Below are 23,881 nucleotides of genomic sequence, written 5' to 3' on the forward strand. Positions count from 1 at the left end.
GCGCCAGCGCGGCGGCAAAGCCGCCGCCCGCGGCCGCGCGCGCGGCCGCGCCCCCCGCAACGAGCGGATCGGATGCCGACCGGCTGCGCGCGGTGATCGACGAAATCGAACGGGCCGCCGAAACGGCCCGGCAAAAGCGGGCGGCGCCCGCGCAATTCCATCGGCACCGCCCCGGCGGCCCGGAAACCGAACACGAGTAAGGGAGACAGCCCATGCTGGACAACAAGCAACCCCAGACCCTGAAGGGCATGTATATCAACGGCCAATGGGTCACCCCCGCGGCCACTTTCGACGACCTGAACCCCTCCGACGGCAGCGTCTGGGCCAAGGCCCCCGACGGAGGCGCCGCCGAGGCCCGCGCGGCGATCGAGGTCGCCCATGCCGCCTTCCCAGCCTGGGCCGACCTGATGTTCCAGGACCGCGCCCGGCTGATGCTGAAAGCCGCCGAAGTGTGGGAAAAGCGGCAGATGGATTTCACCGCCGCGATGCAGGCCGAGGGCGGCGGCTGGTTCGGCAAGGGCATGTTCGAAACAGGTTACGTGCCCGAGGTGTTCCGCGCCGCCGCCGCGGCCTGCTACAACCCGATCGGCGAGGTTCTTCCTTCCGAACACGGTAAGCTGTCCACCGCCACCCGTTTCCCGATGGGCGTGGTCGGGGTGATTTCGCCGTGGAACTTCCCCGGCATCCTGACCGCGCGCGGCTTCGCCTTCCCGCTGGCGGCAGGCAACACCATCGTGCTGAAACCCTCCGAAGACACGCCCTATTGCGGCGGGTTGTTCTTCGCCGAGGTGCTGGAAGAGGCCGGGTTCCCGGCCGGCACCTTCAACGTCGTCACCTGTTCGCGCGAACGGGTGGCCGAAATGGGCGACGAGATCGTTGAGAACCCGCTGGTCAAGGGCGTATCCTTCACCGGATCGACCCCGGTGGGCCGTCAGATCGCCGCCAAGGCGGGTGCGCATCTGAAGAAATGCTGCGTCGAACTGGGCGGCAAGGACAGCCTGATCGTGCTCGACGACGCCGATATGGAACGCGCCACCCAGGCGGCCAATTTCGGCGCCTTCATGCATCAAGGCCAGATCTGCATGAGCGTGGAAAAGGTGCTCGTCCATGAAAGCATCTACACCGAATTCCTGGAAAAATTCGTGGCCCGCGCGGCCAAGCTGACCATCGGCGACACCACCGACAAGGGCAACGTGATCGGCCCGCTGATCAACGACCGCCAGGTCGCCCGCGTCAAGGCGCAGATCGAAGACGCGGTGGCCAAGGGCGCGACGCTGGCCCTGGGCGGCGGCGTCAACGGGCGCTTCGTGGAACCGACCATCATCACCCATGTCGACCCGTCGATGGATGTCTGGCGCGATGAAACCTTCGGGCCGGTCGCCGTGGTGGTGCCGTTCCGCACCGACGCCGAGGCGATCGCGCTGAACAACGACACCGAATACGGGCTGTCGGCGGGGATCATCACCCGCAACGAAGAACGCGCCATGGCGATGGCCCGGCAGATGGAAACTGGCATGTGTCACGTCAACTGCGCCTCGGTCAACGATGAACCGCACGTGCCCTTCGGCGGCACCAAGTCCTCGGGCGTCGGCCGTCATGGTGGCCGCTGGTCGATGGAAACCTTCACCGAAACGCGCTGGATCACGCTGGATCGCGGCCATCGCCCCTATCCGCCCGTATTCTGAGAAAGGAAGCCAAGATGTCCCTGCTCGCCTGGATCATCCTTCTTGTCATCGCCCTCGCCGCGCTGGTCGTGCTGGCGGCGGTGTTCTATGTCCGCGCCACCAACGAGGTCAGCCTGGTCAAGACCGGCATCGGCGGCCGCAAGGTCATCGCCGATGGCGGCACCATCGCCCTGCCCTATTTTCACGAAATATCGCGGGTCAACATGCAGACCATCCGCATGAGCGTGCATTGCGGCGGCGAGGCGTCGCTGATCACCCAGGACCGGCTGCGCGTCGATGTCGGCGCCGAGGTCTACGTGTCGGTGAAACCCGAGGCGGAGGCGATTTCGCGCGCTTCGCAGACGCTGGGCAAGCGGCTGTTCCAGCCCGAGCAGCTGAAAGGCTTGCTCGACGGGATGGTGATCGACGCGCTGCGCAGCGAAGCCGCCAAGATGACGCTGGACGAATTGCATGAAAACCGCAGCGCCTTCGTCGCCAACGTGCAGGCCGCGCTGGCCGATCCGCTGTCGCGCTACGGGCTGGAAATGGACAGCGTGTCGCTGATCGCGCTGGACCAGACACCGTTTGCGGCGCTCGACGAAAACAACGCCTTCAACGCGGTCGGCATGCGCAAGCTGGCCGAGGTGATCGCCAAGTCGCGCAAGGAACGCGCCGAGATCGAAAGCAATTCCGAAGTGTCCGTCAGCAAGGCCACGATGGAGGCGGAAAAGCGCAAGCTGGAAATCGCGCTGGAACAGCGCCGCGCCGAAATCGCCCAGGCGCAGGAGGTCGAAACCCTGCTGGCCGCGCAACTGGCCGAGGTCGCCCGCAGCAAGGCCGCGTCGGAACGCGCCAAGGCCCATGCCCGGATCGAGATGGAACAGGCGATCCAAGCCGAGGAAATCGCGTCCCGGCAGGCGCTGGACATGGCCGAACGCGAACGGCTGATCCAGATCGCCGCGAAAAGCCAGCAGGAAAGCAAGGCCCAGGCCGAGGCCGATATGGCCCGCTCCGAGGCGGTCAAGGCCGCCGAGGCGCTGCAGACCGCCAAGGCGCTGGCCGAGGCCGAGCGGCGCAAGGCGCTGGCGCTGATGCAGGCCGAGGAAGAGGCCGAAGCGGCGTCAGCCCGCGCCCGCATCGCCGCCGCCAGCGACAAGGCCACCGCCGCCGACCGCCGCGCCGCGCAGGAGGAAGAGACCGCCGCCTTCAAGCTGGCCGAAGCGGCCCGGACCGAGGCGGCGCTGGCCCGGATCGAGGCCGAAAACGCCCGCTCCGACGCGATCATCGCGATGGAGCTGGAAAAGGCCCGGCTGCAGGCGATGCCCGGCATCGTCGCGGAAATGGTCAAACCGGCCGAGAAGATCACCGGCATCAGCATCAACCAGATCGGCGGCTTGGGCAATGATGCGGGCGGCGCCGACAAGGCGCCGGTCAGCCAGGCAATCGACGCGATCCTCGGCATGGCGGTGCAACTGCCCGCGCTGCAGAAGATCGGCGATGCGGTCGGCGTCAATATCGACGACGGGCTAACCGCGCTGAAGAAACCGGCCAAGCAGGATTGATCCTGCCACACGCAACAGAAAGCCCCCGCGCCAAACCGGTGCGGGGGCTTTTTCATGCCCGCCCGCCGATCAAACAACCAGCGTTCCCAAAAGCTTCGCTAAACCGTCATCGCCCTGTGACATGCCGCGCCCAATACGGATTCATTCGAATGAATTGGATTGGCGATGAGCAGGGACAAGTGGAAATCCATCCGCGACGCGATTGAAGACGACATCGCGTCGGGCCGGCTGCATCCGGGCGACCGATTGCCCACCGAACCGCAACTGGCCGAACAGCACAGCGTAGGCCGCCATTCGGTGCGCAAGGCGATCGCGGAACTGGCCAAGACCGGCAAGCTGAGCGTCGAACAGGGCCGCGGCACCTTCGTGGAATCCGCCCCCACCATCGCCTATGCCATCGGCAAGCGCACCCGGTTGCGCAAGAACCTGCACGCGCAAGGCATCGATGTCAGCGGCGAATTGCTGGGCGCCGAACGGATCGCCGCCAGCGGCCGGGTGCAGCACGCGCTGTGGCTGGAACCGGGCGCGCCGGTGATCGAAAGCCGCCGCATCACCTATGCCGACAAGCTGCCGATCTCGACCGGGCGGTCCTACCGGTCCGCCGAACGCTTCCCCGATTTCGTTGAGCGGATGGAGCTGCTGCGATCGGTCACCGAAACCTACAAATCCTACGGCATCGACGATTACCTGCGCGGCGAAACCAGCATCCACAGCCGACTGGCCCGGCCCGAGGAAGCCAAGATCCTGAAACAGCATCCCGACCTGCCGGTGATGGTGATCCGCGCCGTCGACACGATGCTGGACGGCACGCCGCTGAGCTTCAGCGAAGCGATCTGGTCCGCCACCCGAGTAAAATTCACCTTTGACAGCGATGGGGGCCTTTGATGGCGCACGCACTTCCCGACATTCCGCACGAGGCCCTTCTCGGCACCCTGGCCCGCGCCGACGCCGACCGGCTGAAGGCTTTCGCCGAGGTCCTGATCCCGCAACTGGGCGATATCGAGGTGCTGCACAGCCGCACCGGGCTCGTGATGCTGCCGATGCGCGACACGGCGCAGGGCACCGCCTTCCACCTGGGCGAGGTTCTGGTCAGCGAGGCGCATATCAGACAGGCCGGGGTTGAAGCTTACGGCATGCGCCGGGGCCGCGATCTTGAATCCGCGATGGCGATGGCGCTGGTCGATCTGGCGGTGGCGCAGGGCATCGCGCCCGACGCGTGCGCCGCGTTCGTCCGGGCGGAGGCCGATGCGGCAGCGTCGGAAGACGCCCAGGTGCTGCGCCGGATCGACGCGACCCGGGTGGATATGGAGACGTTCTGATGCTGACCACTCCCGTTCCCAATCCCGACGAAACCCTTGCCAACCGCGCCTTCGACGCGCTGCTATGGGCGCTGAGCCGCCCCGGCCTGCCGCGTGATCTGCCCACAGCGGGCGAAACGGCAATCATCGCCGCGCTGATCGACCGCGAATGCCGGGTGTTCAGCGCCGATCCGGCGCTGATCCCTCTGCTCGCCGAAACCGGCGCCGAAATCGCCGACCTGCCGCAGGCCGATCATGTCTTCCTCGGCGCCCTCGGAAGCCTCGCCCCGCTGTCCCAGCTGGGGCTCGGCTCCGACCTTTACCCCGATGACGGCGCCACGGCGGTGATCCGGGTGAACCTTGGCAGCGGCGACAGGCTGCGCCTGACCGGCCCCGGCGTCGACGGCGCGCTTGATCTGCAAATCGGCGGGCTTCCCGGCGGCTTCTGGCAGGCACGGCGCGAGCGCATCCGCTACCCGATGGGCTTCGACCTGATCCTGATCGACGGCACCCGCGTCGTCGGCATCCCGCGTTCGACTTCGGTGGAGGTACTCTGATGGCTTACGTGGCGACCCGCGGCGGTGATCGCGCGATCGAACAATCCGAACGGCTGTTCCGCGACGCGATGGGCGATATCACCCCCGCGCGTGTGGCGGAGGTCAAACAGGCCCTGCCCTATCTGATCGACCGGGTGATGGGCGAGGCATCGCTCTACGACGAAGACCTCGCCGCGCTGGCGCTGGCCCAAACGGGGGGCGAGATGTTCGAGGCGGTGCTTTTGCTGCGCGCCTGGCGCACCACCCAGCCGCGGCTGAGCGTGGCCGAGCCGGTGGAACAACAGGATCTGTTCACCCATCGCCGCATCTCGGCGGCGTTCAAGGATATTCCCGGCGGTCAGGTGCTGGGCCCAACGCTGGATTATTCGCACCGTATCCTTGCCACCGACGTGTTGTCGGGCGGCACCTTCCGCCCCGATCCGGTCGATCCGGCCGACAATCCCGCCCCGGCGCATCAGCCTTCGGTCAGCGCATGGCAGGCGGAAAACGATCTGGTCGATCTGCCGGAACCGGACACGACAGAAGGCAACGACATCCCCGACCTGACCCGCGAACCGCTGCTGTTCCCGTCGAAACGCGCCCATACGCTGCAAAGCCTGGCGCGGGCGGAAACCGGCGGCGCGCTGGCCCTGGGCTATGCCGCGATGCGCGGCTATGGCTCAGCCCACCCGACGGTGAACGAATTGCGCCTCGCCGAGGCCGAAGTGGTGGTGCGCCACCCGCGCGGCACCAAATTCTCCGCCGGGCGGGTCAAGGTCAGCCAGGCCGAGGTGGTGTCGAAGAAGGGCGAAAAGCTCGACCTCGGATTTTCCGCCACGCTGGGCTGGAACGAGGTCAAAGTGATCGCCGCCGCGACGCTGGACCTTAACGCCGAAGGCGCGCCGAAAGGGTCGGCCACCGAGGAGGAATTCTTCCTCTACCACACCGAAGGCGTCGAAAGCTCGGGCTTCTGCATCCATTTCAAGCTGCCCCATTACGTCACCTTCCAATCCAGCCTCGACGCGATGCGCGACGCCAAGGCGAAGCGCAAGGCGGCAGAAACGGAGCCCGCAGAATGAGCCTTTCCACCCTGACCAAGCCCTGGGAAGCGATGAATTACGGCTTCCTCGACGCCTCGGCCAAGCGCGAGCTGCGCCGCAAGATGCTGAAAGCGGTGGCGGTGCCCGGCTGCCAGATGCCCTATGCCAGCCGCGAAGTGCCGATGGCGCGCGGCTGGGGCACCGGCGGGTTGCAGGTGTCGCTGACCCTGATCAACCCGCAAACCCGCGTGAAGGTGATCGACCAGGGCGCCGATGACAGCGTCAACGCCGCTTCGATCCGCCGCTTCCTGGCGCGGGTGTCGGGCGCCCCCACCACGATGGACACGCTGGAGGCCGACCTGATCCAGTCGCGCCACCGGGTGCCCGAGGAAATCATGCGCGAAGATCAGGTGCTGGTGCTGCAGGTGCCCAACCCCGAACCGCTGCGCCCGGTACAGCCCAACATGTCCATCGCGCGGCAGATGCATGCGGATGCCGATTACGGCCGCATGTGGCTGCAGCTTTACGAACAGATCCTCAGGTCCGGCCGGGTGATGCAGGGCGCATCCTACCCGTCGCTGGTCAACGGCCGGCATGTGATGACGCCCTCGCCCATTCCCCGCTGGGACGTGCCGAAACTGAACATGGCGAAACACCTGACCATCCTGTCGGCGGGCCGGGAAAAGCGCATCCATGCGGTGCCGCCCTTCACCCGGGTCGAACCGCTGGTCTTCGACGACGTGCCCTACCGGGTCGAAGATCATGGCGGGCTGACCTGCATCCGTTCCGGCGCGACAGGGTTCTTCATGAACGAAATCCCGCAGGAGGACGGCACCTCGGCCTACGAGATTTCCGACAGCGAATTCGGGGTGAAGACGATCCGGGCCGCCGAGGGCGAAGACATCCGCTTCGGCGACACCTGGTACAAGGATGGGGAGATGCCGCAATGACCCTGCAACTCGACGCGCCCCGGCTGGTCAAAACCCGGCCGCTGGTCACGGTGCGCAATGTCTCGAAATGCTATGGCGACGTGGTGGCGCTGAACGACGTGTCGGCCAGCGTTTACCCGGGCGAGGTTCTGGGCATCGTCGGCGAAAGCGGGTCGGGCAAATCCACCCTGCTGCGGATGATGAACCTGGAAGAAACGCCGGATCGGGGCAGCTACACGCTCGACCTGCCGGATGTGCAGGGCAACCTGTTCGACCTCGACCGTTTCGCGCGCCGGATGCTTTGTGCGACGAAAATCGGCATCGTCTACCAGAACCCGCATCTGGGGCTTCTGATGAAGCATTCCAGTTCCGGCAACGTGGCCGAACGGCTGCTGGTGGCGGGCGAACGCAGCTTCGCCACGCTGCGGCAGAAGGCCAAGGTCGCGCTGGAAGCGTCGGAATTCCCGCTCGAACGGCTCGACGCGCCGCCGATTGAGCTGTCGGGCGGCATGCAGCAGCGGGTGCAACTGGCCAAGGCGATTGCTTTGGAACCCGCGCTTTTGCTGCTGGACGAACCGACCACAGGTCTGGACGTGTCGGTGCAGGCGATGGTTCTCGATACGCTGAAACACCTGCAGCAGGAACGCGCGATCACCATGGTGATCGTCAGCCACGATCTGGGCGTGATCCGCACCATGGCCGACCGGGTGATGGTGATGCGGCGCGGCGAGGTGGTGGAACAGGGTCTGGCCGACCAGACCTTCCAGGACCCACAACACGCCTATACGCAACAATTGGTGCACGCAAAGCTATGACCCGCGTTCTTGATATCCAGGGCCTGACCAAGGGCTTCACCATGCACCATCTGGGCAACCGGCTGGCGGCATTCGACAATATCTCCTTCAGCCTCGAAGCAGGGGAATTCCTGCTGCTGAAGGGCACCAACGGGGCGGGCAAATCCACCCTGTTGCGCACCATCTACCGCAGCTACCTCCCGCAATCGGGCAAGGTGCTGTTCCAGTCCGATCAGGGCGAAATCGATCTGGCCCGCGCGGCCGATATCGACATCACCCATCTGCGCCGGACCGAAATCGGTTTCGTGACCCAATTCCTGACCGCCCGCCCCCGCGTGTCGGCCGAGGCGCTGGTCGCCGAACCGCTGCGCATGGCCGGGCAAAGCGCCGAGGACGCGCTGCAGGAAGCCCGCCGCTGGCTGGCCGCCTTCGGCGTGAAACCCGACCTGTGGCGCGCCTATCCGACCACCTTTTCGGGCGGCGAACAGCAGAAGGTGAACCTGGCCCGCGCGCTGATCCTGCCGCAGAAACTGCTTTTGCTGGACGAACCCACCGCCTCGCTCGACGCCACCGCGCGCGCCGCCCTGGTGGCGCGGCTGGCGGAGCTGAAGGCCAGCGGCACCGCGATGATCGGTGTCTTCCACCATCCCGACGACGTGGCGCATCTGATCGACCGCGTCATCGACCTGACCCCGGATGCCCCAAAACCAGAGGAGCGCGAAGATGTGGCTGTCTGATTTCACCCTCGTCCTGCCCGACCGCGTGGTCGAGCACGGATCGGTCCGCATCGAAAACGGGCTGATCGCGGACATCGCCGAAACGCCAGTGCCCGGCGGGCTGCCCGGCAACGGGTTGCAGATCTTCCCCGGTTTCATCGACATGCACGGCGACATGATCGAGATCGAAATGGAACCGCGGATGAAGGTCGATTTCCCGATGGAGGTGGCGCTGCCGCATCTCGACGCGCGGCTGGCGGCCTCGGGGGTGACCACCGCCTATGCCGCGGTCAGCTTTTCGCGCGCCGCGAAAAATGGCGAACGGCGCTCGTTCGAACATACCAGCGAAACCATCCGCAACCTGCATGCCCTGCGCGACAGCTGCCGGGTCGATCACAAGATCCACGCGCGCTTCGACATCACCTTCGACAACGCGGTCGGCGTTCTGGCCGACCTGATCGAGGCGGGCACCGTCGATCTGGTGTCGCTAATGGATCACACGCCGGGACAGGGCCAGTACCGCGATATCGAACGCCACGTCGCCCATGTCGCCGCCCTGCGCGGCGTCAGCGAAACCGAGGCGCGCCAGATCGTGACCACCAGGATCGCCGAACGCAGCCGACCGCAGCAGATCCTTCTCGACAACATGCGGCAGGTGTCCGAGCTGTGCCAAAGCCACGGCGTGGCGCTGGCCAGCCATGACGACGACACCGCCGACAAGGCGCATCTGATGGCCGATCTGGGCGCCGCCATCGGCGAATTCCCGGTCACGCTGGAGGCAGCGAAAACCGCCGCCGACCGGGGCATGATGAACGCGATGGGCGCGCCCAACGCGATGCGCGGCCAAAGCTATTCCGGCAACCTGTCGGCGCGTCAGGCGCATGAAAAGGGGCTGCTGCACATCCTCGCCGCCGATTATCACCCCGGCGCGATCCTGCCCGCGATCCGCATCCTGGCCGACACCGATCCGAACGGGCTGGCCGGGGCGGCGGCGCTGGCGACGGCCAACCCGGCCAAGGCGCTTGGCCTGGCCGACCGGGGCCGGTTGCAGCCCGGATTGCGCGCCGATCTGGCGGTGGTCGATCCGGAGGGCATGGGCCGGGTGATCGCCAGCTTCTCGCGCGGCGAAGTGATTTTCTCCAACGGATCGCTGAACGGTCTGGCCGAGCGGGTTCAGGCGGTGGCCTGAGACCCGGCAAGCGTTCAGCGAAAGATCGAAAGGGGCGCCCGGCAGGCGCCCCTTTGTCGATTCGAGATGGAGCCTGTCGTCACGGGCGGCTCAAGCGGCCCTCATTGACCGGACTTGCGGCCGATTTCGCCCAGATGGGTGAAGGTGAAGCCTTCGGGCGACTTCAACCCATAGCCAAGCATCCGGTCGAACCCCGAATGGGCAAGCCAAAGCGCGCCGAGCGCCGAGATCGCCAACACACCAGTGACCATGCCCGCCGCAAGCAGCACCGCGCCCAAGGCGTAGACATGCATGAGATTATAGACCGCCGCGCCGAACCGGGGGCCTAGCGCATAGGCCGCGAAGGAAATGTCGGGGACGAAAAACAGCAGCACCGCCTGCCACCAGCGGATCCCGTCATCCATGTAGAGGTAGGTGACGAGAGCCGCCAGAAACACGACCAATCCCTCAAGGCGCTGCCAAATGATTGTGTTCATGACGACTCTCCTGGTGCGTGCCGGGCGGCTGATACCGGATTGGCCCCCGCGACAGGCGCCCCCTTTGAAAATCCGGGGCGATCAGGTCCGCGTTACTCTTCCAGCGCCTTGATCATATCGACCCGCGTCCCATGCCGGCCGCCTTCGAATTCCGCGCCCAGGAAGGCATCCACGATATCCAGCGCCAGCCCTTCGCCCACCACGCGCGCGCCCAGCGACAGCATGTTGGCGTCGTTATGCTGGCGGATCATGCGGGCCGAAAACGTGTCGGAACAGGTGCCGCAGCGGATGCCCTTCACCTTGTTCGCGGCCATCATGATGCCCTGACCGGTGCCGCACAGGATGATGCCAAGACGGCAATCGCCCGACGCGACACGCTGCGCCGCCGCTTCGCCGTGCTTGGGATAATGGGTGCTTTCCGGCGTGACCGGGCCGATATCGACCACGTCCCAACCCTTCGCCGCGATATGTTCGGCAATGGCTTGACGCAGTTCAATGGCGGCGTGGTCGCTTGAAAGGACGATGCGGTTATTGGCGGTCATGGCGAGGTCTTCCCGTTTCCCGATGCAATTTTGAGGCTTGGGCGCGTTGAAACAGGTCTTGCCCCGCGCGTCAACATTTCCGGCTTTCGGCAGTCAAGCGCACTCATAGATTGTATATTATAGGCGCAAATCAGCCAGGCCATGCGCCCCCGCCCACCCGTAACCGTTTTGTCATTTTTGCGCGACGGAAGTGTCATTTCGACGAGACGGCGCTGTTACCCGGGCTTCCTAGAACGGGCGGAGGAATCATTCGGATGAATCGCCATGACTGCTGCACTGACCCTGAACGCCGTTTCGCGCCATTTCGGCGATACCAAGGCCGTCGATAACGTTTCGCTGTCCATCCAGCCGGGCCAGTTCGTCGGCGTCATCGGGCGCTCGGGGGCCGGGAAATCCACCATGCTGCGGCTGATCAACCGGCTGATCGACCCCACCGAGGGGTCGATTTCCTTCGACGGCACCGACATCACATCGCTGAAGGGCAAGGCCCTGCGCGACTGGCGCCGCGATTGCGCGATGATCTTCCAGCAGTTCAACCTTGTCGACCGGCTCGATGTGCTGACCAACGTGTTGATGGGGCGGCTCGCCGATCATGGTTTTGTCAGTTCCATGGCGATGCGGTTTTCCGACGCCGAACGCACCCTGGCGATCCAGGCGCTGGACCGGCTGGATATGGCGCCCAAGGCGCTGCAGCGCGCCGGCACCCTGTCGGGCGGCCAGCAGCAGCGCGTCGCCATCGCCCGCGCCCTGGTGCAGAAACCGCGCATCATGCTGGCCGACGAACCGATCGCCTCGCTCGATCCGGGCAACGCGACCCGGGTGATGGAGGCGCTGCGCAGCATCAACAAGGACGACGGGCTGACCGTGCTGGTCAACCTGCACACGCTCGATACCGCGCGGGCCTATTGCGACCGGATCGTCGCCATGCGCTTCGGCCGGGTGATGTTCGACGGCACCGCCGCGCAGCTGACCGACGACGTGGTGCGCGACATCTACGGGTCGGACGGGCTGGCCGAATTCAACGAAGCGGTCACCTCGACCTCGTTCAAACCCGGCGCGCATCCCGCGCCGATCCCCGCCTGATTACCCAACCACAGTCTGCAAACCAGGGAGAACCCCAATGAAACTGCTGACCACCGCCGCCCTCGTGGCACTGATCGCCGCCCCGGCCGTCGCCGAAGGCTGGAAAGATGACTACCAGGTCGTCAAGTTCGGCATCCTGTCGGGCGAAAACGAAAAAGACCGCCTGATGCGCAACGAACCGCTGCGCGCCTATCTGGAAAACAAGCTGGGCGTGAAGGTCGAGATTTTCACCGCCGGCAACTATGACGGCGTGATCCAGGCGCTGGCCGCCGACCAGATCGAAACCGCGCGGTTCGGCTCGTCCTCCTACGCGGCCGCTTATACCGCCACCGATGGCGGCGTGGTGCCGACCCTGACCAGCCAGAAAAAAGACGGCAATACCGGCTACAACTCGATCGTCGTGACCCGCTGCGACAGCGGCATCAAGAACCTCGACGACGCCAAGGGCAAGGTCCACGCCTTCGCCGACCCGGACAGCACCTCGGGCTATGCCGTGCCCTTCTTCAACATGAAAGAACGCCTCGGGATCGACCCGAACAGCTATTTCGCCGCCATCCCGTTCTCGGGCTCGCACGAAGCCGGTGTTCAGGGCGTCGCCAACGGCACCTTCGACACCGCATCGACCTATCAGAACAGCGACGTGGACGGCATCCCGCAGCGGATGGAAGCCAAGGGCATGATCGAACCCGGCGTGATCTGCAAGATCTGGGAAAGCCCCGAAATCACCGTCGGCCCCTGGACCTTCCGCAAGAACCTGCCGGCCGACATGATCGAGGAAATCACCGCCGCGATCGAAGAATTCCCGGCCGCAGACCCGGAAGGCTGGAAGCTCTACTCCTCCTTCGATCCCGAGGACAAGAACCCGACCACCGGCTTCACCCGCGTCGACCACGAACGGTATCAGTGGATCGTCGACATGCGCCAGTGGATGAAGCGCCAGCGCCGCGCCGGTTCGTAATCACCGCAAGCAAGGGGGCGGGTCATCACGACCCGCCCTTCTTCTGTCCAAACGGACCGGAATTCATGACCCATACCGCCGATTTTCCCGCCCAGCCCGCCCTGAACGGGCCGGATGCCATCGCCGCCTTCGAACGCGATTTCGCGATCCAGCGCCGCAAGGCGCGGATCAACTGGACCCTCGCCTCGGGGCTGTTTCTGGTCCTGTTCATGACCACCGCCTGGCTCGGCGATTTCTTCAAGATCACCCAGGTGTCGCTGCCCGACGGATCGCGCGAATGGCGCTGGATCATCGGCGCGGGCCTGCCGCGGCTGGGCGAATATATCGAAAAGACCCTGCCCACGCTGAGCTGGGATAGCCTCGGCTCAGATTTCGGTGAATGGTTCTGGCGCTGGAAAGTCTGGCTCAAGCTGCTGATCGAAACCGTGCTGATCGCCTTCATGGCGACCGCTTTCGGGGTGATCGGCGGCTTCCTTCTGTCCTTCCCGGCGGCGCGCAACCTGTCGCCCAACAAATGGGTGCTGTGGATCAGCCGCCGCTATCTGGAAATCGCCCGCACCGTGCCGGAACTGGTCTGGGCGCTGATCTTCGTCTTCTGCTTCTCGGTCGGGCCGATGGCGGGGGTGATGGCGATCGGGCTGCATGCCTGCGGCGCGCTCGGCAAGCTATATTCGGAAGTGAACGAAAATATCGACATGCGCCCGCTGGAAGGCGTCAAGGCCGCGGGCGGCAGCTGGTTCGACCAAATCCGTTACGGCGCGGTGCCGCAGGTGCTGCCCAATATCATCAGCTACACGCTGCTGCGCTTTGAAATCAACGTCCGGTCCTCGTCGATCATCGGCTATGTCGGCGCCGGCGGGCTGGGCCAGGAAATCAGGACCGCGATGAGTTTCCAGGAATATACCGACCTGTCGGCGCTGTTCCTGATCATCTTCGTCACCGTGGGGCTGATCGACTTTGGCTCGGAAAAGCTGCGCCACCGCGTCATCGGAATGGGAGAACGGGCATGAGCGTTTCGCAAGACCAGATCGAAGAGGCCCGCGCGGCGATGCCGCTGGCCTTCCGCGCGCCCTTGCCCGTGCGGCTGCGCCGCGCCGGCACATGGGCGCTGTTCCTGGGGCTGTTCGCCTATTGTCTCTGGGCCTTCAACTTCTCGCCCGCCCGCATCTGGGAAGGCATCCTGCGGCTTGGCAACGTTCTGGCCTTCATGTTCCCGCCCTATGTCTGGAAAAGCTGGACGGAGTTTTCCGACGTCGCCAAGGGGCTGGGCGAAACCCTATCGATGGCCTTTCTCGGCACGCTGCTGGGCGCGATCTTCGCCTTTCCGCTGTCCTTCCTCGGGGCCAAGAACGTCAACCGGCTGAATTTCCTGCGCCTGAGCACCCGGCGCGGTTACGATTTCATCCGCGCATTCGAGACGCTGATCCTGGCGCTGATCTTCATCCGCGCCTTCGGGCTGGGCCCGCTGCCCGGTATCCTCGCCATCGCGGTCAGCGAGATCGGCACCTTCGCCAAGCTGTTTTCCGAAGCCATCGAAAACACCTCGGAGAAACCGATCGAAGGGATCAAGTCGGCGGGCGGATCGCGGTTCCAGCAAATCCGCTTCGGGCTGCTGCCGCAGGTCAACCCGGTGATCCTGTCGGTGCTGCTTTACAACTTCGAATCCAACGTCCGGTCCGGCACCATCCTGGGCATCGTCGGCGCCGGCGGCATCGGCTTCCTGCTGTCCGACCGGATCGCCGCCTATCGCTGGGACGAAGCCTGGTCGATCATCTTCCTGATCATCGCGATGGTCTATGTCATCGATTACCTCAGCGGCGTCATCCGCAAGCGGATCATCGGCAACTGGGAAGGCGCCAAGTGATCCGGGGCGCGTATCATAGCGGGGCGCCCTGCCCCGCCCGATCACAGGGATAACGACCATGACCAGCCCCTTCGACATCACCGTCGTCTTCGCCGCGCCGTCGGGCAGCGCCAAGCTGCTGGCCCCGCGCGGCCTGGACACGCCGCAGGCCAGCAGCCTGGGCTGCACCGTAAGCGGCGCGACGATCAGCGAAACGACCGAGGCCACGACCGGCCAGAGAGCGCTGATCCTCACCCCGGACAGCGACCGGGTGGAACTGCGCTATCGCTTCACCCCCGACCCGGCCGCCTATCCCGACGCGATGTTCGCCCCGCGCCAGACCCGATTCACCCGCGCCGCTGACGACCTGACCGAGGAAACCGCCGAAATCGCGCCCGATGCCGATCCCTTGGCCCGCGCCCAGGCCATCGCCCGCGCCACGGCGGAACGCTTCACCTACGGCCACCCGGAAGAGAAATTCAACGACGGGCTGGATCACGTTCCCGCGCTCGGCTGCGGCATGGCCGAAGGCTCCTGCGTCGACATCAACACCTATTTCATCGCCGCCCTGCGCGCGGCGGGGATCGAGGCGGGCTATGTCACCGGCTATTTCTTTCCGGCCGAAAAGCGCGACCATTGCGAAGACATGCATTGCTGGGTGGTCACCCGGATCGGCGGCGAGGTGCAGGACTGGGATATCGCCCATCACCTGAAACTGGGCAGCCGCGACATCCGCCCGGCGCTGAACCCGAAACCGGGGTTCCGCGCCGCGATGGCCCATTCGATGGGGCTGGATTTCCCCGAACTGGGCATCCGCGAGGCCAAGCTGATCGCCGAACCGATGTGGATCGACGGGCCGGCCCTGCGCCGGGTCGAAGGATTGTCGATCCGGCTGCATCACCCGGACCTGCCGGGCGCGGAGGGTTCCGCATGAGCGGCGCGGGCGACAAGGCGCATCTGTCCGAAACCCCCACCATCCACCCCGAAGCGCAGGTGGTGAATTGCGATCTGGGCGCCTGGACCGAGGTCGGCAAGGGCACGATGATGAAGGATGCCCAGATGGGCGATTATTCCTATATCACCCAACATTGCCACGTGGTCTGGACCACCATCGGCAAGTTCTGTTCGATCGCCAACGCCACCCGGATCAACCCGGGCAATCACCCGACCTGGCGCGCCGTGCAGCACCATTCGGTCTATCGTTCCGAAGCCTATGGGCTGGGCCCGGACGACGCGGATTTCTTCCAGTGGCGCAAGGATCACTGGGTCACCATCGGCCATGACGTGTGGATCGGTCACGGGGTCACGGTGACGGCGGGTGTCAGTATCGGCACCGGCGCGGTGATCGGCGCGGGCGCGGTTGTCACCCGCGACGTGGCCCCCTATACCGTGGTGGGTGGCGTTCCGGCCCGGCCGATCAAGCGGCGCTTCACCGAAGCGCAGGCCGAAGCGCTGCAGGAGATGGCCTGGTGGGACTGGCCGCGCGAAAGATACGCCGCGGCCCTTCCCGATATCCGGGCGCTGAGCGTGGACGCCTTCATTGAGAAATATCACCGCTGATCCGCCGCCCGCCCCCCGCCGCCGCAAGGTGATCGACAAGGGGTTCCTGGTGCTTCTCGCCTTCACTGTGCTGGGCGGGATCGGGGTGGCGCTGAAATCCGGTATCGGACGGGTCGGTGAAATCGCGGTCGAAACGCTCGGCTTCATCGTCGTTCTCGGCCCCAAGATCGCCGCCGGCGTCTTCATCGCCGCCACCCTGCCTCTGCTCCTGCCGCGCGACCGCGTCGCCACCTGGATCGGTCGCAACAGCGGGCTGCGCGGCCTGACCATCGCGATGCTGGCCGGGCTGCTGATCCCCGGCGGCCCGTCGATGACCTTCCCGCTGGCGGCCGGGTTCGCCGCCGCCGGGGCCGATTTGGGCGCCATCATCGCCTTCGTTTCGGGCTGGAGCCTGTTGAGCCTAAACCGTACCTTGATCTGGGAATTTTCCTTCCTGCCGCATGACATGGTGGCGCTGCGCTGGATCCTGTCGCTGCCGGTGCCCGTGCTGCTGGGGCTGGCGGTGCGGGCCCTGCCCTTGAAGGTGCGGACATGAATATTCTGATCGGCACGGTCCTGATCGGCGGCGCGGCCATCTGGATGTTCCTGCAGCTGCCCAACGCGGAATGGCGGCGCGCCTCGATGGTGGCCTCGGTCCAGATGCTGAAATTCATGCTGCCCCGGATGGTGACGGCGCTCTTGGGCGCGGGATTCTTCGCCGAGCTGCTGCCGGAAGACCGGGTACAGGTGATGTTCGGCGAAGCGGCCGGGTTTTCCGGCCTGCTGCTGGCCGCCGCCATGGGACCGCTGACGCCGGGCGGCGCATTCGTCAGCCTCGCCATCGCGGCGGCGGCGCTGAAAACCGGTGCAGCGCCGGTGGCGGCGCTGGCCTATGTCACCTCGTGGTCGCTGTTTTCGCTGACCAAGATCCTGGCCTATGAGGCGCCGCTTATGGGCCGGCAGGAAGTCATTGCCCGGATCGCGGTCAGCTGGCCGGTGCCGCTGATGATCGCGGCGGCGGGAATGCTGTATTACTAGGGCTGGATTGGGGGCCAGCCCCCAAACCCCCGGGATATTTCTGAACAGAAGAAGACGGGAAGAGGTGCCGGTTTTGTCTTGGCGCAAATACTCCCGCTCGGCAGGCGATCCGTCGTGAAGTCAAGCGCGCGCCTTGCGCAGCACATATTGTTCACCGCGCAGGCAGGCACCGATCTTCAGCGGGATTATCGAGGCTCCTTACTGGCCCAAGGGCATTGCAGCATAGGCCGGGCGGCCCGCAACATAGGTGGCGCGGATCGCGGGCGTGCCCTGGTCCGGCCAGTCGACCAGCACCAGGTCGGCGCGCTGGCCGACGGAGATTTCGCCGCGATCGTCGAGCTTCATCGCCCGCGCCGGGCCTTTCGAGATCAGCGACCACAACTCAGGCCTTGGCGCGCGCTTTTCCGCGTCGAGCCGCGCCACCGCGGCCAGCATCGCCGGGTAGTAGTAATCCGAGGCCAGCGCGTCGCAGAGCCCGGCCTCGACCATGTCGGCGGCGGCCAGCGATCCGATATGGCTGCCGCCGCGCACCGCGTTGGGCGAACCGAAGACGATGAAATCGCCGCCCTCGCGCGCTGCCTGCGCGGCCTCGATCACCATCGGGAATTCCGACACGGTTGCGCCCAGGGCCCGGTAATAGGCGCGGGTTTCGGGCTGCGTATCGTCATGGCTGAGCATCGCCACCCCGGCGCGGCGCCCGGCCTCGGCCACCTTGCCGATCGCCGCCGGGACATCCGGGCGCTTTTCCCAGCGGGTGCGGATCAGCGCCGCATATTCTTCTTCCGTCACCCCGGCGCGCTTGGCCCGCTTGTCCATCTTGCGGGCGAAGGCTGGGCTGTGCAGGTCGGCCACCGGAAAATCGGGCGCCTGATCGAAGGGGCGTTTCTGGATCGGCACATCGGGGTGCAGCACTCCCATCGTGGTGTGATCGTTGAAGGCGATCGACGGTTTCAGCGGTGCCTGAAGCGCCCAGTCGATCAGATCCATCGCCTCGAAGCAGAAGGTTTCCCACCGCAGCTGGATACGGTTTTCCACCGTCAGCCGCGGCGCCAGATCGCGGATCGCCTGGATCGTGCCGCGCGATTGTTCCAGGCTGCGCAGCCCCGGTTCCCAGCTCAGCGTCAGCGAATGATAGGCCGTGGCGATCCCGTTGGCCGCCAGCTGCCGGTCGGTTTCCAGCACCGCCGTGTCCATCGGGAAGAACACGCCGGGGCGCGGCATCATCTGGCGCTCAAAAGCGTCGCCATGCAGGTCAACCAGCGCCGGGGCCAGCATCAGCCCGCGCGCATCGACCACCCGGTCGCCCGCCGAGGTGCCGCCGATTTCCGCGATCCTGCCGCCCTCGATCAGCACCGAGGTTTCGACGATCTGATCGGCCAGCAGCACCTGCGCGCCCTGGAACAGGGTCGCGCCCGCATCGATTTTTCCCTGATAGGTCATGGCTGTTCCCTTCGGTCGCTTTGCGGGTTGTTGTGACGGGGGCGGCACCGGCGCGGCATCCCGGCCCGAAAGGGTCGGTGCAGCGGTCTACGGCCATCCCCCGAAAATTCATACGGATGAATTCCGCGCAGGGAACGTCAGCCTTGTGAAGCCCCGGCAAAGCTTTTGTGAAATTTCACCGGCGGTCTTTGGCCCAATCGAGGAAAAATTCCACCGCCCGGTCGAGATTGCCCTGCGCCGGGTCGCTCAGCCCTTCGCGGACCTCGCCGAAGTCCTGCCCGGTGATGCCCATGACATGCGCCTCGGGCGCGGCATCGTAAAGCGTCCGGGCCAGCGTCAGCACCGCTTCGGGCGACAGGCTGTGGCTGGTGATGTCGGCATCGGTCGCGGGGGCGGCCTCAGTGAAACGGAACGCCCCCGCGCCACCAATCAGCGCATCGGCAAACACCACCTGCCCGGCCCCGGCTACGTCGAAAGCGTGTTCGACCGTCAGCTGGTAATCCACCATCACCGTGACGCCCGGCAGCCCGGCCCGTTCGATCCGTTCCGCGAAGGCCGGGCCCAGCCCGTCATCGCCGCGCCCCGGGTTGCCGTAGCCGATCAGCAGCATCAGGTTGCCTTGCGGTCCAGCAGCGCGCCGTCCGGGCCGAAGAGTTCCACCTGCAAGGGCATCTGGCCCAGGGCATGGGTGGCGCAGGAAAGGCAGGGGTCATAGGCACGGATCGCGACCTCGACATGGTTCAGCATGGCCTCAGAGATTTGCGGCTGGCCCGAGATGTATTGCATCGCCACGTCCTTGACCGCGCGGTTCATGCCCTCGTTGTTATGGGTGGTCGATACGATCAGGTTGCAATAGGTCACCTGATCGTTTTCATCGACCTGGTAATGATGGATCAGGTTGCCGCGCGGCGCTTCCAGCACGCCGATACCTTCCTGCCGCCGTTTGCCCGTGGCGCGAAGGTCGCTGCCCTGCAGGTCGGGATCGTGCAGCAATTCGCGGATCTTTTCGACGCAATGCAGCACCTCGATCATCCGCGCCCAGTGATTGGCCAGCGTGGCATGCTGCGGCAAGCCGTGGCTGAAGTCCATCAACTCGCTGCGCGCCGCATCGGCCAGCGGCGTGTCGATGAAACTGGCGGTGTTCATCCGCGCCAGCGGCCCGACGCGATACCAGCCGTGATCGGGGCCCAGATCCTTGATGAAGGGAAATTTCATGTAGGACCATGACCGCACGTCTTCGACCAGCGCCTCGTGATAGCGGCGCGTGTCGAGGTGGTCGAAGATCAGATCGCCGTCGGCGGACAGCGCGCGCAGGTTGCCGTCGTACAGGTCAAGCGCCCCGTCGCCGTCGCGCACCATCGACATGTAGTTGGACGGGAAGGCGGCGAAGCCCTGTACCAGGTCGGCATTGTCCAGCGTGTAGCCGCGCGCCAGCGCCAGCGCGTCCTGCGCCCATTGTTCCATATCGCCGATCTGCGCCAGAAGCGCGTCGCGGGTTTCCAACGGCAGGTTCTTGTTGATGCCGCCGGGGATGGCGCCGGTGCCGTGGATCTTCTTGCCCGCCGTGGCCTCGATGATGTCCTGGCCGAACTTGCGCATCAGGATGGCGCGGCGGCCCAGTTCGGGCTGCTGTTGCAGCACCTCGAAGATGTTGCGCTTTTCGGCGGGGGCGCCGAAGCCGAACAGCAGGTCAGGCGCGGCGAGGTGGAAGAAGTGCAAAACGTGGCTTTGCATCACCTGGCCGTAATGCATCAACCGGCGCATCTTTTCGGCGGTGGGCGGCAATTGATCGACGCCGCAGATCATGTCCATCGCCTTGGCCGCCGCCAGGTGATGGCTGACCGGGCAGATGCCGCACAGGCGCTGCACGATCACCGGCACTTCCCACAGCAACCGGCCGCGGATGAACCGTTCGAAGCCGCGGAATTCGACGATATGCAGCCGCGCTTCGTCGACATAGCCATCGGCGTCGAGATGGATGGTGACCTTGCCGTGGCCCTCGACCCGGGTCAGCGGCGAGATTTCGATCAGTCTGGATTCGGTCATCTGTTCATACCTCAGTCAAACCTGATCCGGTGCCGCTCGAAGCCGCTGAACTTGCCCGCCAGCAGCCCCGCCAGCGTTTCATAAATGATATCCCCCGACGGCGCGCAGCCGGGGATGTTGTAATCGATCTCGACCACTTCGGAACAGGGATAGACCTCGTCCAGCAGCAGCGGCAAAGCCGGGTCGTTCGGCACCTGATGGGTGGTGTTGCGGATATAGCGGCCGGTGAGAAACGCCTCCTCCAGACATTCGCGCAGCGGCGCGTCGGAGTGCATGATCGCGTTGCGCATCGCGGGCAGCCCGCCCATGATCGCGCATTGTCCGATGGCGATCAGCACGTCGCAATTGCGCCGGAAATCGCGCAGCACATGCACGTTTTCCTCGTTGGCGCAGCCGCCCTCGATGATGCCGATATCGCAGCGCCGAGTGAAGCGCTTGATGTCGGTCAGCGGAGAACGGTCGACCTCGACCAGCTTCATCAGCTCGATCAGCCGCTCGTCGATATCGAGGATCGCCATGTGGCAGCCGAAACAGCCCGCCAAAGACGCGGTGGCGATCCGTGCCTTGCGCAGCTCAGTCACGCTTCTTCTCCTCGATCTCGTGGCCGATCAGGCCCTTGTCGAATTCGCGTTCGCCAATCGGGATCGCAAACCCCTCGCCCTTGCGGATGATGCAGCCGACCGGGCAGACCTCTTTCGAGATGGCGAAATCGGTGATCGCCGCATTGGTATCGGCCAGATCCGCCCCGTTCACCGCCACCCGGCGGTGAATGCCGCGCCCGACATAGCCGAACACGCCCTTGCCATCGACCTCCTCGCTGGCGCGGATGCAGCGGCCGCAGGTGATGCAGCGGTTGGTGTCGAGCGCGATATCGGGATGGCTGGCATCGAGCGGCCGGCAGGGTTCGAGATAGGGAAACCGGGTCGGCTGCGTCATGTCCAAGCGATAGGCCATCGCCTGCAATTCGCAATTGCCCGAAGCCTCGCAGATCGGACACAGGTGGTTGCCCTCGTGAAACAGCATCTCGACCAGATCGCGGCGCAGCTTGGTGACATGCGGGGTTTCGTTTTCCACCGCCTGATCCGGCGCGGCGGGCTGGGTGCAGGCGGCGACACTACGCCCGCCCGCCTTGACGGTGCAGACCCGGCAGGCGCCCTGATGGCGCAGCCCTTCGTGATCGCACAGGCGGGGGATATAGATGCCCGCCGCGTCGGCGGCCTCCATGATGGTCTGGCCGTCCTTCGCGGCGACCTCGACCCCGTCGATGGTGAAGGTGAACCCGGTCATTCGCTGTAATCCTCGTCGAAAATTTCCGACCCACGCTTGGCCATGTGGCGGGCATCATCGATGGCCGATTGAATGTCGAAACTGGCCCGGATGCGGTCCTTCGACGGCTTGACCGTCGCGGCATAGACCAACGGGAAATTTTCCAATGTGGTCAGGATCGGCTTGGGCGACGTGGTGCCCAGCCCGCAGCGGCTGGTTTCGATGATGGTGCCGGACAGGTCCTTGAGGTATTCGATATCCTCGGGGTTCGCCAAACCCTTGCGGAACTTGCCGATGGCCTTGTGCAGGAACACGTTGCCGACCCGGCAGGGGGTGCAGAAGCCGCAGCTTTCATGCACGAAGAACGACATGTAATATTCGACGATTTCCAGGATGTTGCGGCTGCCGTTGAAGACCACCACCGAACCGCCCGTCGCCAAATCGTCGAAGCTCAGGCATCGGTCAAACTGATCCCGCGCGATCATCGTGCCGCTGGCCCCGCCGACCGCCACCGCCGCCGCGTCTTCGCCGCCTGCCATCGCCAGCAACTCGCGCACAGACAATCCGTAAGACAATTCATAAACACCGGGGCGCAGGCAATCGCCCGACACGCTGAACAGTTTCGTTCCGTGGCTGCCCGCATGCCCCATGTCGGAAAACCACTGCGCGCCTTGGTCCAGGATGCGGGCGGCGTGGCAGAAGGTTTCGACGTTGTTCACCACGGTCGGCAAGCCCAGATAGCCCTGCGTCACCGGGAAGGGCGGCCGCGTCTTGGGTTCGCCCGGCAGCCCCTCGCAGGAGGAAATCAGCGCCCCTTCCTCGCCGCAGATATAGGCCCCCGCGCCCAGCTGCAGGCGGATATCGAAATCGAAATCCTGCCCGCCGATCCCCTGCCCCAAAAGGCCCCGGTCACGGCGGTCCTGCAACACCTCCTCGATCAGGTCGCGCAGGTACACATATTCGCCGCGCAGATAGAGGATGCCTTCGGACGCGCCCACAGCGCGGGCGGCGATGGTCATGCCCTCGGCCAAAAGATGCGGGCGTTCGGTCAGCAGGACGCGATCCTTGAAGGTGCCCGGTTCGCCTTCGTCCGCGTTGCAGATGATGATGCGCCGTTCGGCCTCCGTTTCGGCGGCGAAGCGCCATTTGCGGCCCGTCCCGAACCCCGCGCCGCCGCAGCCGCGCAGACCGCTGGCCTCGATTTCCGCGATGATCCGCACGGGGTCCATATCCAGCGCCTTCGCCAACCCGGCCCCGTCCGGCACCGGGCTGAGCAGCGATGCCCCGGCGTGGCGGATATTGTTTTCCACCTGACGCGTGGCGCGCTCATGCGGGGTCAGGTCGAGGAAATCCTGCGCGATCAGCTCTTCCGGGCTTTGCCCCGCCTTCAGCGCCGCCGCGATGTCCCCTGCCCGCCCGGGCGTCAGCCCGGTCAGCACCACGTCGTTGATCATCGCCGCCGGGGCCTGATCGCAGAGCCCGATACAGGGGGTGTATTCCAGTGACACCGCGCCATCGGCAGAGGTTTCGCCGACCTTGATGCCAAGCGCCGCCTCGAACGCCGCCGCGACCTCGGGCATTCCGGCGAACCGGTCGACGATGTCGTCGCACAGACGGATCGTGACCCGGCCTTTCGGGGCCTGCGACAGGAAGGCGTAAAAGCTCGCCACGCCCTCTACCGCGATCCGGCTCAGACCTGTGCGGCTAGCAATGAGGCCCATCGCGGCAGGCGAAATCCAACGCAATTCGTCCTGCACCGCGCGCAGGATATCCAGCATACGGTGCGGATCATCGCCGACACCCTCGCAAATCGCCGCGATCCGCTCGGCCTCATCGGGCGGCAAACCCTGTTCCGACGTCGTGTCCATGCTCGGGGTCCCTTCGGTTCCGGCGACAGGTCAACACCCGCAGCGGACCACATA

The 23,881-nt window shown here is 65.4% G+C and carries 27 protein-coding genes; 19 read left to right on the forward strand and 8 right to left on the reverse strand.

Annotated features, from left to right (window positions below; translation table 11 throughout):
- From GR167_RS17890 to GR167_RS17940, 11 genes are all read left to right on the forward strand, one after another.
- Window positions 1-200: hypothetical protein (locus GR167_RS17890; protein WP_160975104.1), on the forward strand; the 200-nt coding region annotated here is incomplete at its 5' end.
- Window positions 201-212: 12 nt separating this feature from the next.
- Entirely contained in the window at window positions 213-1,685 is a 1,473-nt protein-coding gene (locus tag GR167_RS17895) for an aldehyde dehydrogenase family protein (protein WP_160975105.1), read from the forward strand.
- A 14-nt stretch (window positions 1,686-1,699) separates the two neighbouring features.
- Window positions 1,700-3,226: a flotillin family protein gene (locus GR167_RS17900; protein WP_160975106.1), complete on the forward strand. Its 1,527-nt coding sequence runs from the start codon at window positions 1,700-1,702 to the stop codon at window positions 3,224-3,226.
- A 165-nt stretch (window positions 3,227-3,391) separates the two neighbouring features.
- Window positions 3,392-4,111, forward strand: a complete 720-nt coding sequence (phnF, locus tag GR167_RS17905; protein WP_160975107.1) for a phosphonate metabolism transcriptional regulator PhnF — start codon at window positions 3,392-3,394, stop codon at window positions 4,109-4,111.
- Window positions 4,111-4,545, forward strand: coding sequence for a phosphonate C-P lyase system protein PhnG (locus tag GR167_RS17910; protein WP_160975108.1), 435 nt, complete (start codon window positions 4,111-4,113; stop codon window positions 4,543-4,545). Before phnF ends, GR167_RS17910 begins: the two co-directional genes overlap by 1 nt.
- Window positions 4,545-5,081, forward strand: a complete 537-nt coding sequence (gene phnH, locus GR167_RS17915) for a phosphonate C-P lyase system protein PhnH (protein ID WP_160975109.1) — start codon at window positions 4,545-4,547, stop codon at window positions 5,079-5,081. The genes GR167_RS17910 and phnH overlap by 1 nt, the downstream gene beginning before the upstream one ends.
- On the forward strand, window positions 5,081-6,139 hold the full coding sequence (locus GR167_RS17920) for a carbon-phosphorus lyase complex subunit PhnI (protein ID WP_160975110.1): 1,059 nt from the start codon (window positions 5,081-5,083) through the stop codon (window positions 6,137-6,139). The genes phnH and GR167_RS17920 overlap by 1 nt, the downstream gene beginning before the upstream one ends.
- Window positions 6,136-7,050 carry an alpha-D-ribose 1-methylphosphonate 5-phosphate C-P-lyase PhnJ gene (locus GR167_RS17925; RefSeq protein WP_160975111.1) on the forward strand — a complete coding sequence of 305 codons (915 nt, stop codon included), beginning with the start codon at window positions 6,136-6,138 and terminating at the stop codon, window positions 7,048-7,050. The genes GR167_RS17920 and GR167_RS17925 overlap by 4 nt, the downstream gene beginning before the upstream one ends.
- The gene (locus tag GR167_RS17930; protein ID WP_160975112.1) at window positions 7,047-7,844 is read left to right on the forward strand and encodes an ATP-binding cassette domain-containing protein; all 798 of its coding nucleotides are present in this window, start codon (window positions 7,047-7,049) and stop codon (window positions 7,842-7,844) included. The genes GR167_RS17925 and GR167_RS17930 overlap by 4 nt, the downstream gene beginning before the upstream one ends.
- Entirely contained in the window at window positions 7,841-8,560 is a 720-nt protein-coding gene (locus GR167_RS17935; RefSeq protein ID WP_160975113.1) for a phosphonate C-P lyase system protein PhnL, read from the forward strand. The genes GR167_RS17930 and GR167_RS17935 overlap by 4 nt, the downstream gene beginning before the upstream one ends.
- Window positions 8,547-9,728 carry an alpha-D-ribose 1-methylphosphonate 5-triphosphate diphosphatase gene (locus GR167_RS17940; RefSeq protein WP_235916026.1) on the forward strand — a complete coding sequence of 394 codons (1,182 nt, stop codon included), beginning with the start codon at window positions 8,547-8,549 and terminating at the stop codon, window positions 9,726-9,728. The genes GR167_RS17935 and GR167_RS17940 overlap by 14 nt, the downstream gene beginning before the upstream one ends.
- Window positions 9,729-9,829: 101 nt before the next feature.
- Here the strand turns inward: GR167_RS17940 and GR167_RS17945 are convergent, their stop codons facing one another.
- Window positions 9,830-10,204: a DUF4260 domain-containing protein gene (locus GR167_RS17945; protein WP_160975115.1), complete on the reverse strand. Its 375-nt coding sequence runs from the start codon at window positions 10,202-10,204 to the stop codon at window positions 9,830-9,832.
- 92 nt (window positions 10,205-10,296) lie between these two features.
- On the reverse strand, window positions 10,297-10,746 hold the full coding sequence (rpiB, locus tag GR167_RS17950) for a ribose 5-phosphate isomerase B (RefSeq protein WP_160975116.1): 450 nt from the start codon (window positions 10,744-10,746) through the stop codon (window positions 10,297-10,299).
- Between the two features lie 264 nt (window positions 10,747-11,010).
- On the opposite strand from rpiB, the gene phnC reads away from it, so the two are divergent.
- The 8 genes from phnC (at window position 11,011) to GR167_RS17990 (ending at window position 17,207) form a co-directional block, all read left to right on the forward strand.
- Window positions 11,011-11,829, forward strand: a complete 819-nt coding sequence (gene phnC / locus GR167_RS17955; protein ID WP_160975117.1) for a phosphonate ABC transporter ATP-binding protein — start codon at window positions 11,011-11,013, stop codon at window positions 11,827-11,829.
- A gap of 37 nt (window positions 11,830-11,866) precedes the next feature.
- Entirely contained in the window at window positions 11,867-12,787 is a 921-nt protein-coding gene (gene phnD, locus GR167_RS17960) for a phosphate/phosphite/phosphonate ABC transporter substrate-binding protein (RefSeq protein WP_160975118.1), read from the forward strand.
- Between the two features lie 65 nt (window positions 12,788-12,852).
- Window positions 12,853-13,797 (forward strand): phosphonate ABC transporter, permease protein PhnE, encoded by a 945-nt coding sequence (gene phnE, locus GR167_RS17965; protein ID WP_160975119.1) that lies wholly within the window; start codon window positions 12,853-12,855, stop codon window positions 13,795-13,797.
- Window positions 13,794-14,651 (forward strand): phosphonate ABC transporter, permease protein PhnE, encoded by an 858-nt coding sequence (phnE, locus tag GR167_RS17970; RefSeq protein WP_160975120.1) that lies wholly within the window; start codon window positions 13,794-13,796, stop codon window positions 14,649-14,651. The genes phnE (GR167_RS17965) and phnE (GR167_RS17970) overlap by 4 nt, the downstream gene beginning before the upstream one ends.
- Window positions 14,652-14,709: 58 nt before the next feature.
- Window positions 14,710-15,564 carry a transglutaminase-like domain-containing protein gene (locus tag GR167_RS17975; protein ID WP_160975121.1) on the forward strand — a complete coding sequence of 285 codons (855 nt, stop codon included), beginning with the start codon at window positions 14,710-14,712 and terminating at the stop codon, window positions 15,562-15,564.
- Entirely contained in the window at window positions 15,561-16,190 is a 630-nt protein-coding gene (locus GR167_RS17980) for a DapH/DapD/GlmU-related protein (RefSeq protein ID WP_160975122.1), read from the forward strand. Before GR167_RS17975 ends, GR167_RS17980 begins: the two co-directional genes overlap by 4 nt.
- Window positions 16,171-16,725: a hypothetical protein gene (locus GR167_RS17985; protein ID WP_160975123.1), complete on the forward strand. Its 555-nt coding sequence runs from the start codon at window positions 16,171-16,173 to the stop codon at window positions 16,723-16,725. The genes GR167_RS17980 and GR167_RS17985 overlap by 20 nt, the downstream gene beginning before the upstream one ends.
- On the forward strand, window positions 16,722-17,207 hold the full coding sequence (locus tag GR167_RS17990; RefSeq protein ID WP_160975124.1) for a hypothetical protein: 486 nt from the start codon (window positions 16,722-16,724) through the stop codon (window positions 17,205-17,207). Before GR167_RS17985 ends, GR167_RS17990 begins: the two co-directional genes overlap by 4 nt.
- A gap of 198 nt (window positions 17,208-17,405) precedes the next feature.
- Here the strand turns inward: GR167_RS17990 and GR167_RS17995 are convergent, their stop codons facing one another.
- The 6 genes from GR167_RS17995 to GR167_RS18020 form a co-directional block, all read right to left on the reverse strand.
- Entirely contained in the window at window positions 17,406-18,647 is a 1,242-nt protein-coding gene (locus tag GR167_RS17995; protein ID WP_160975125.1) for an alpha-D-ribose 1-methylphosphonate 5-triphosphate diphosphatase, read from the reverse strand.
- A 175-nt stretch (window positions 18,648-18,822) separates the two neighbouring features.
- Complete coding sequence (locus GR167_RS18000) at window positions 18,823-19,257, reverse strand: hydrogenase maturation protease (RefSeq protein ID WP_160975126.1); 435 nt, start codon at window positions 19,255-19,257, stop codon at window positions 18,823-18,825.
- Window positions 19,257-20,693, reverse strand: coding sequence for a Ni/Fe hydrogenase subunit alpha (locus GR167_RS18005; protein ID WP_160975127.1), 1,437 nt, complete (start codon window positions 20,691-20,693; stop codon window positions 19,257-19,259). Before GR167_RS18005 ends, GR167_RS18000 begins: the two co-directional genes overlap by 1 nt.
- Window positions 20,694-20,704: 11 nt before the next feature.
- Entirely contained in the window at window positions 20,705-21,274 is a 570-nt protein-coding gene (locus GR167_RS18010; RefSeq protein ID WP_370741342.1) for an NADH-quinone oxidoreductase subunit B family protein, read from the reverse strand.
- Complete coding sequence (locus GR167_RS18015) at window positions 21,267-21,980, reverse strand: 2Fe-2S iron-sulfur cluster-binding protein (protein WP_160975128.1); 714 nt, start codon at window positions 21,978-21,980, stop codon at window positions 21,267-21,269. The genes GR167_RS18010 and GR167_RS18015 overlap by 8 nt, the downstream gene beginning before the upstream one ends.
- Complete coding sequence (locus tag GR167_RS18020; RefSeq protein WP_160975129.1) at window positions 21,977-23,827, reverse strand: NAD(P)H-dependent oxidoreductase subunit E; 1,851 nt, start codon at window positions 23,825-23,827, stop codon at window positions 21,977-21,979. The genes GR167_RS18015 and GR167_RS18020 overlap by 4 nt, the downstream gene beginning before the upstream one ends.
- Window positions 23,828-23,881 lie beyond the last annotated feature (54 nt).

The sequence above is a fragment of the Thalassovita mangrovi genome, from assembly GCF_009857745.1.
In the GTDB taxonomy this organism is placed as follows: domain Bacteria; phylum Pseudomonadota; class Alphaproteobacteria; order Rhodobacterales; family Rhodobacteraceae; genus Thalassobius; species Thalassobius mangrovi.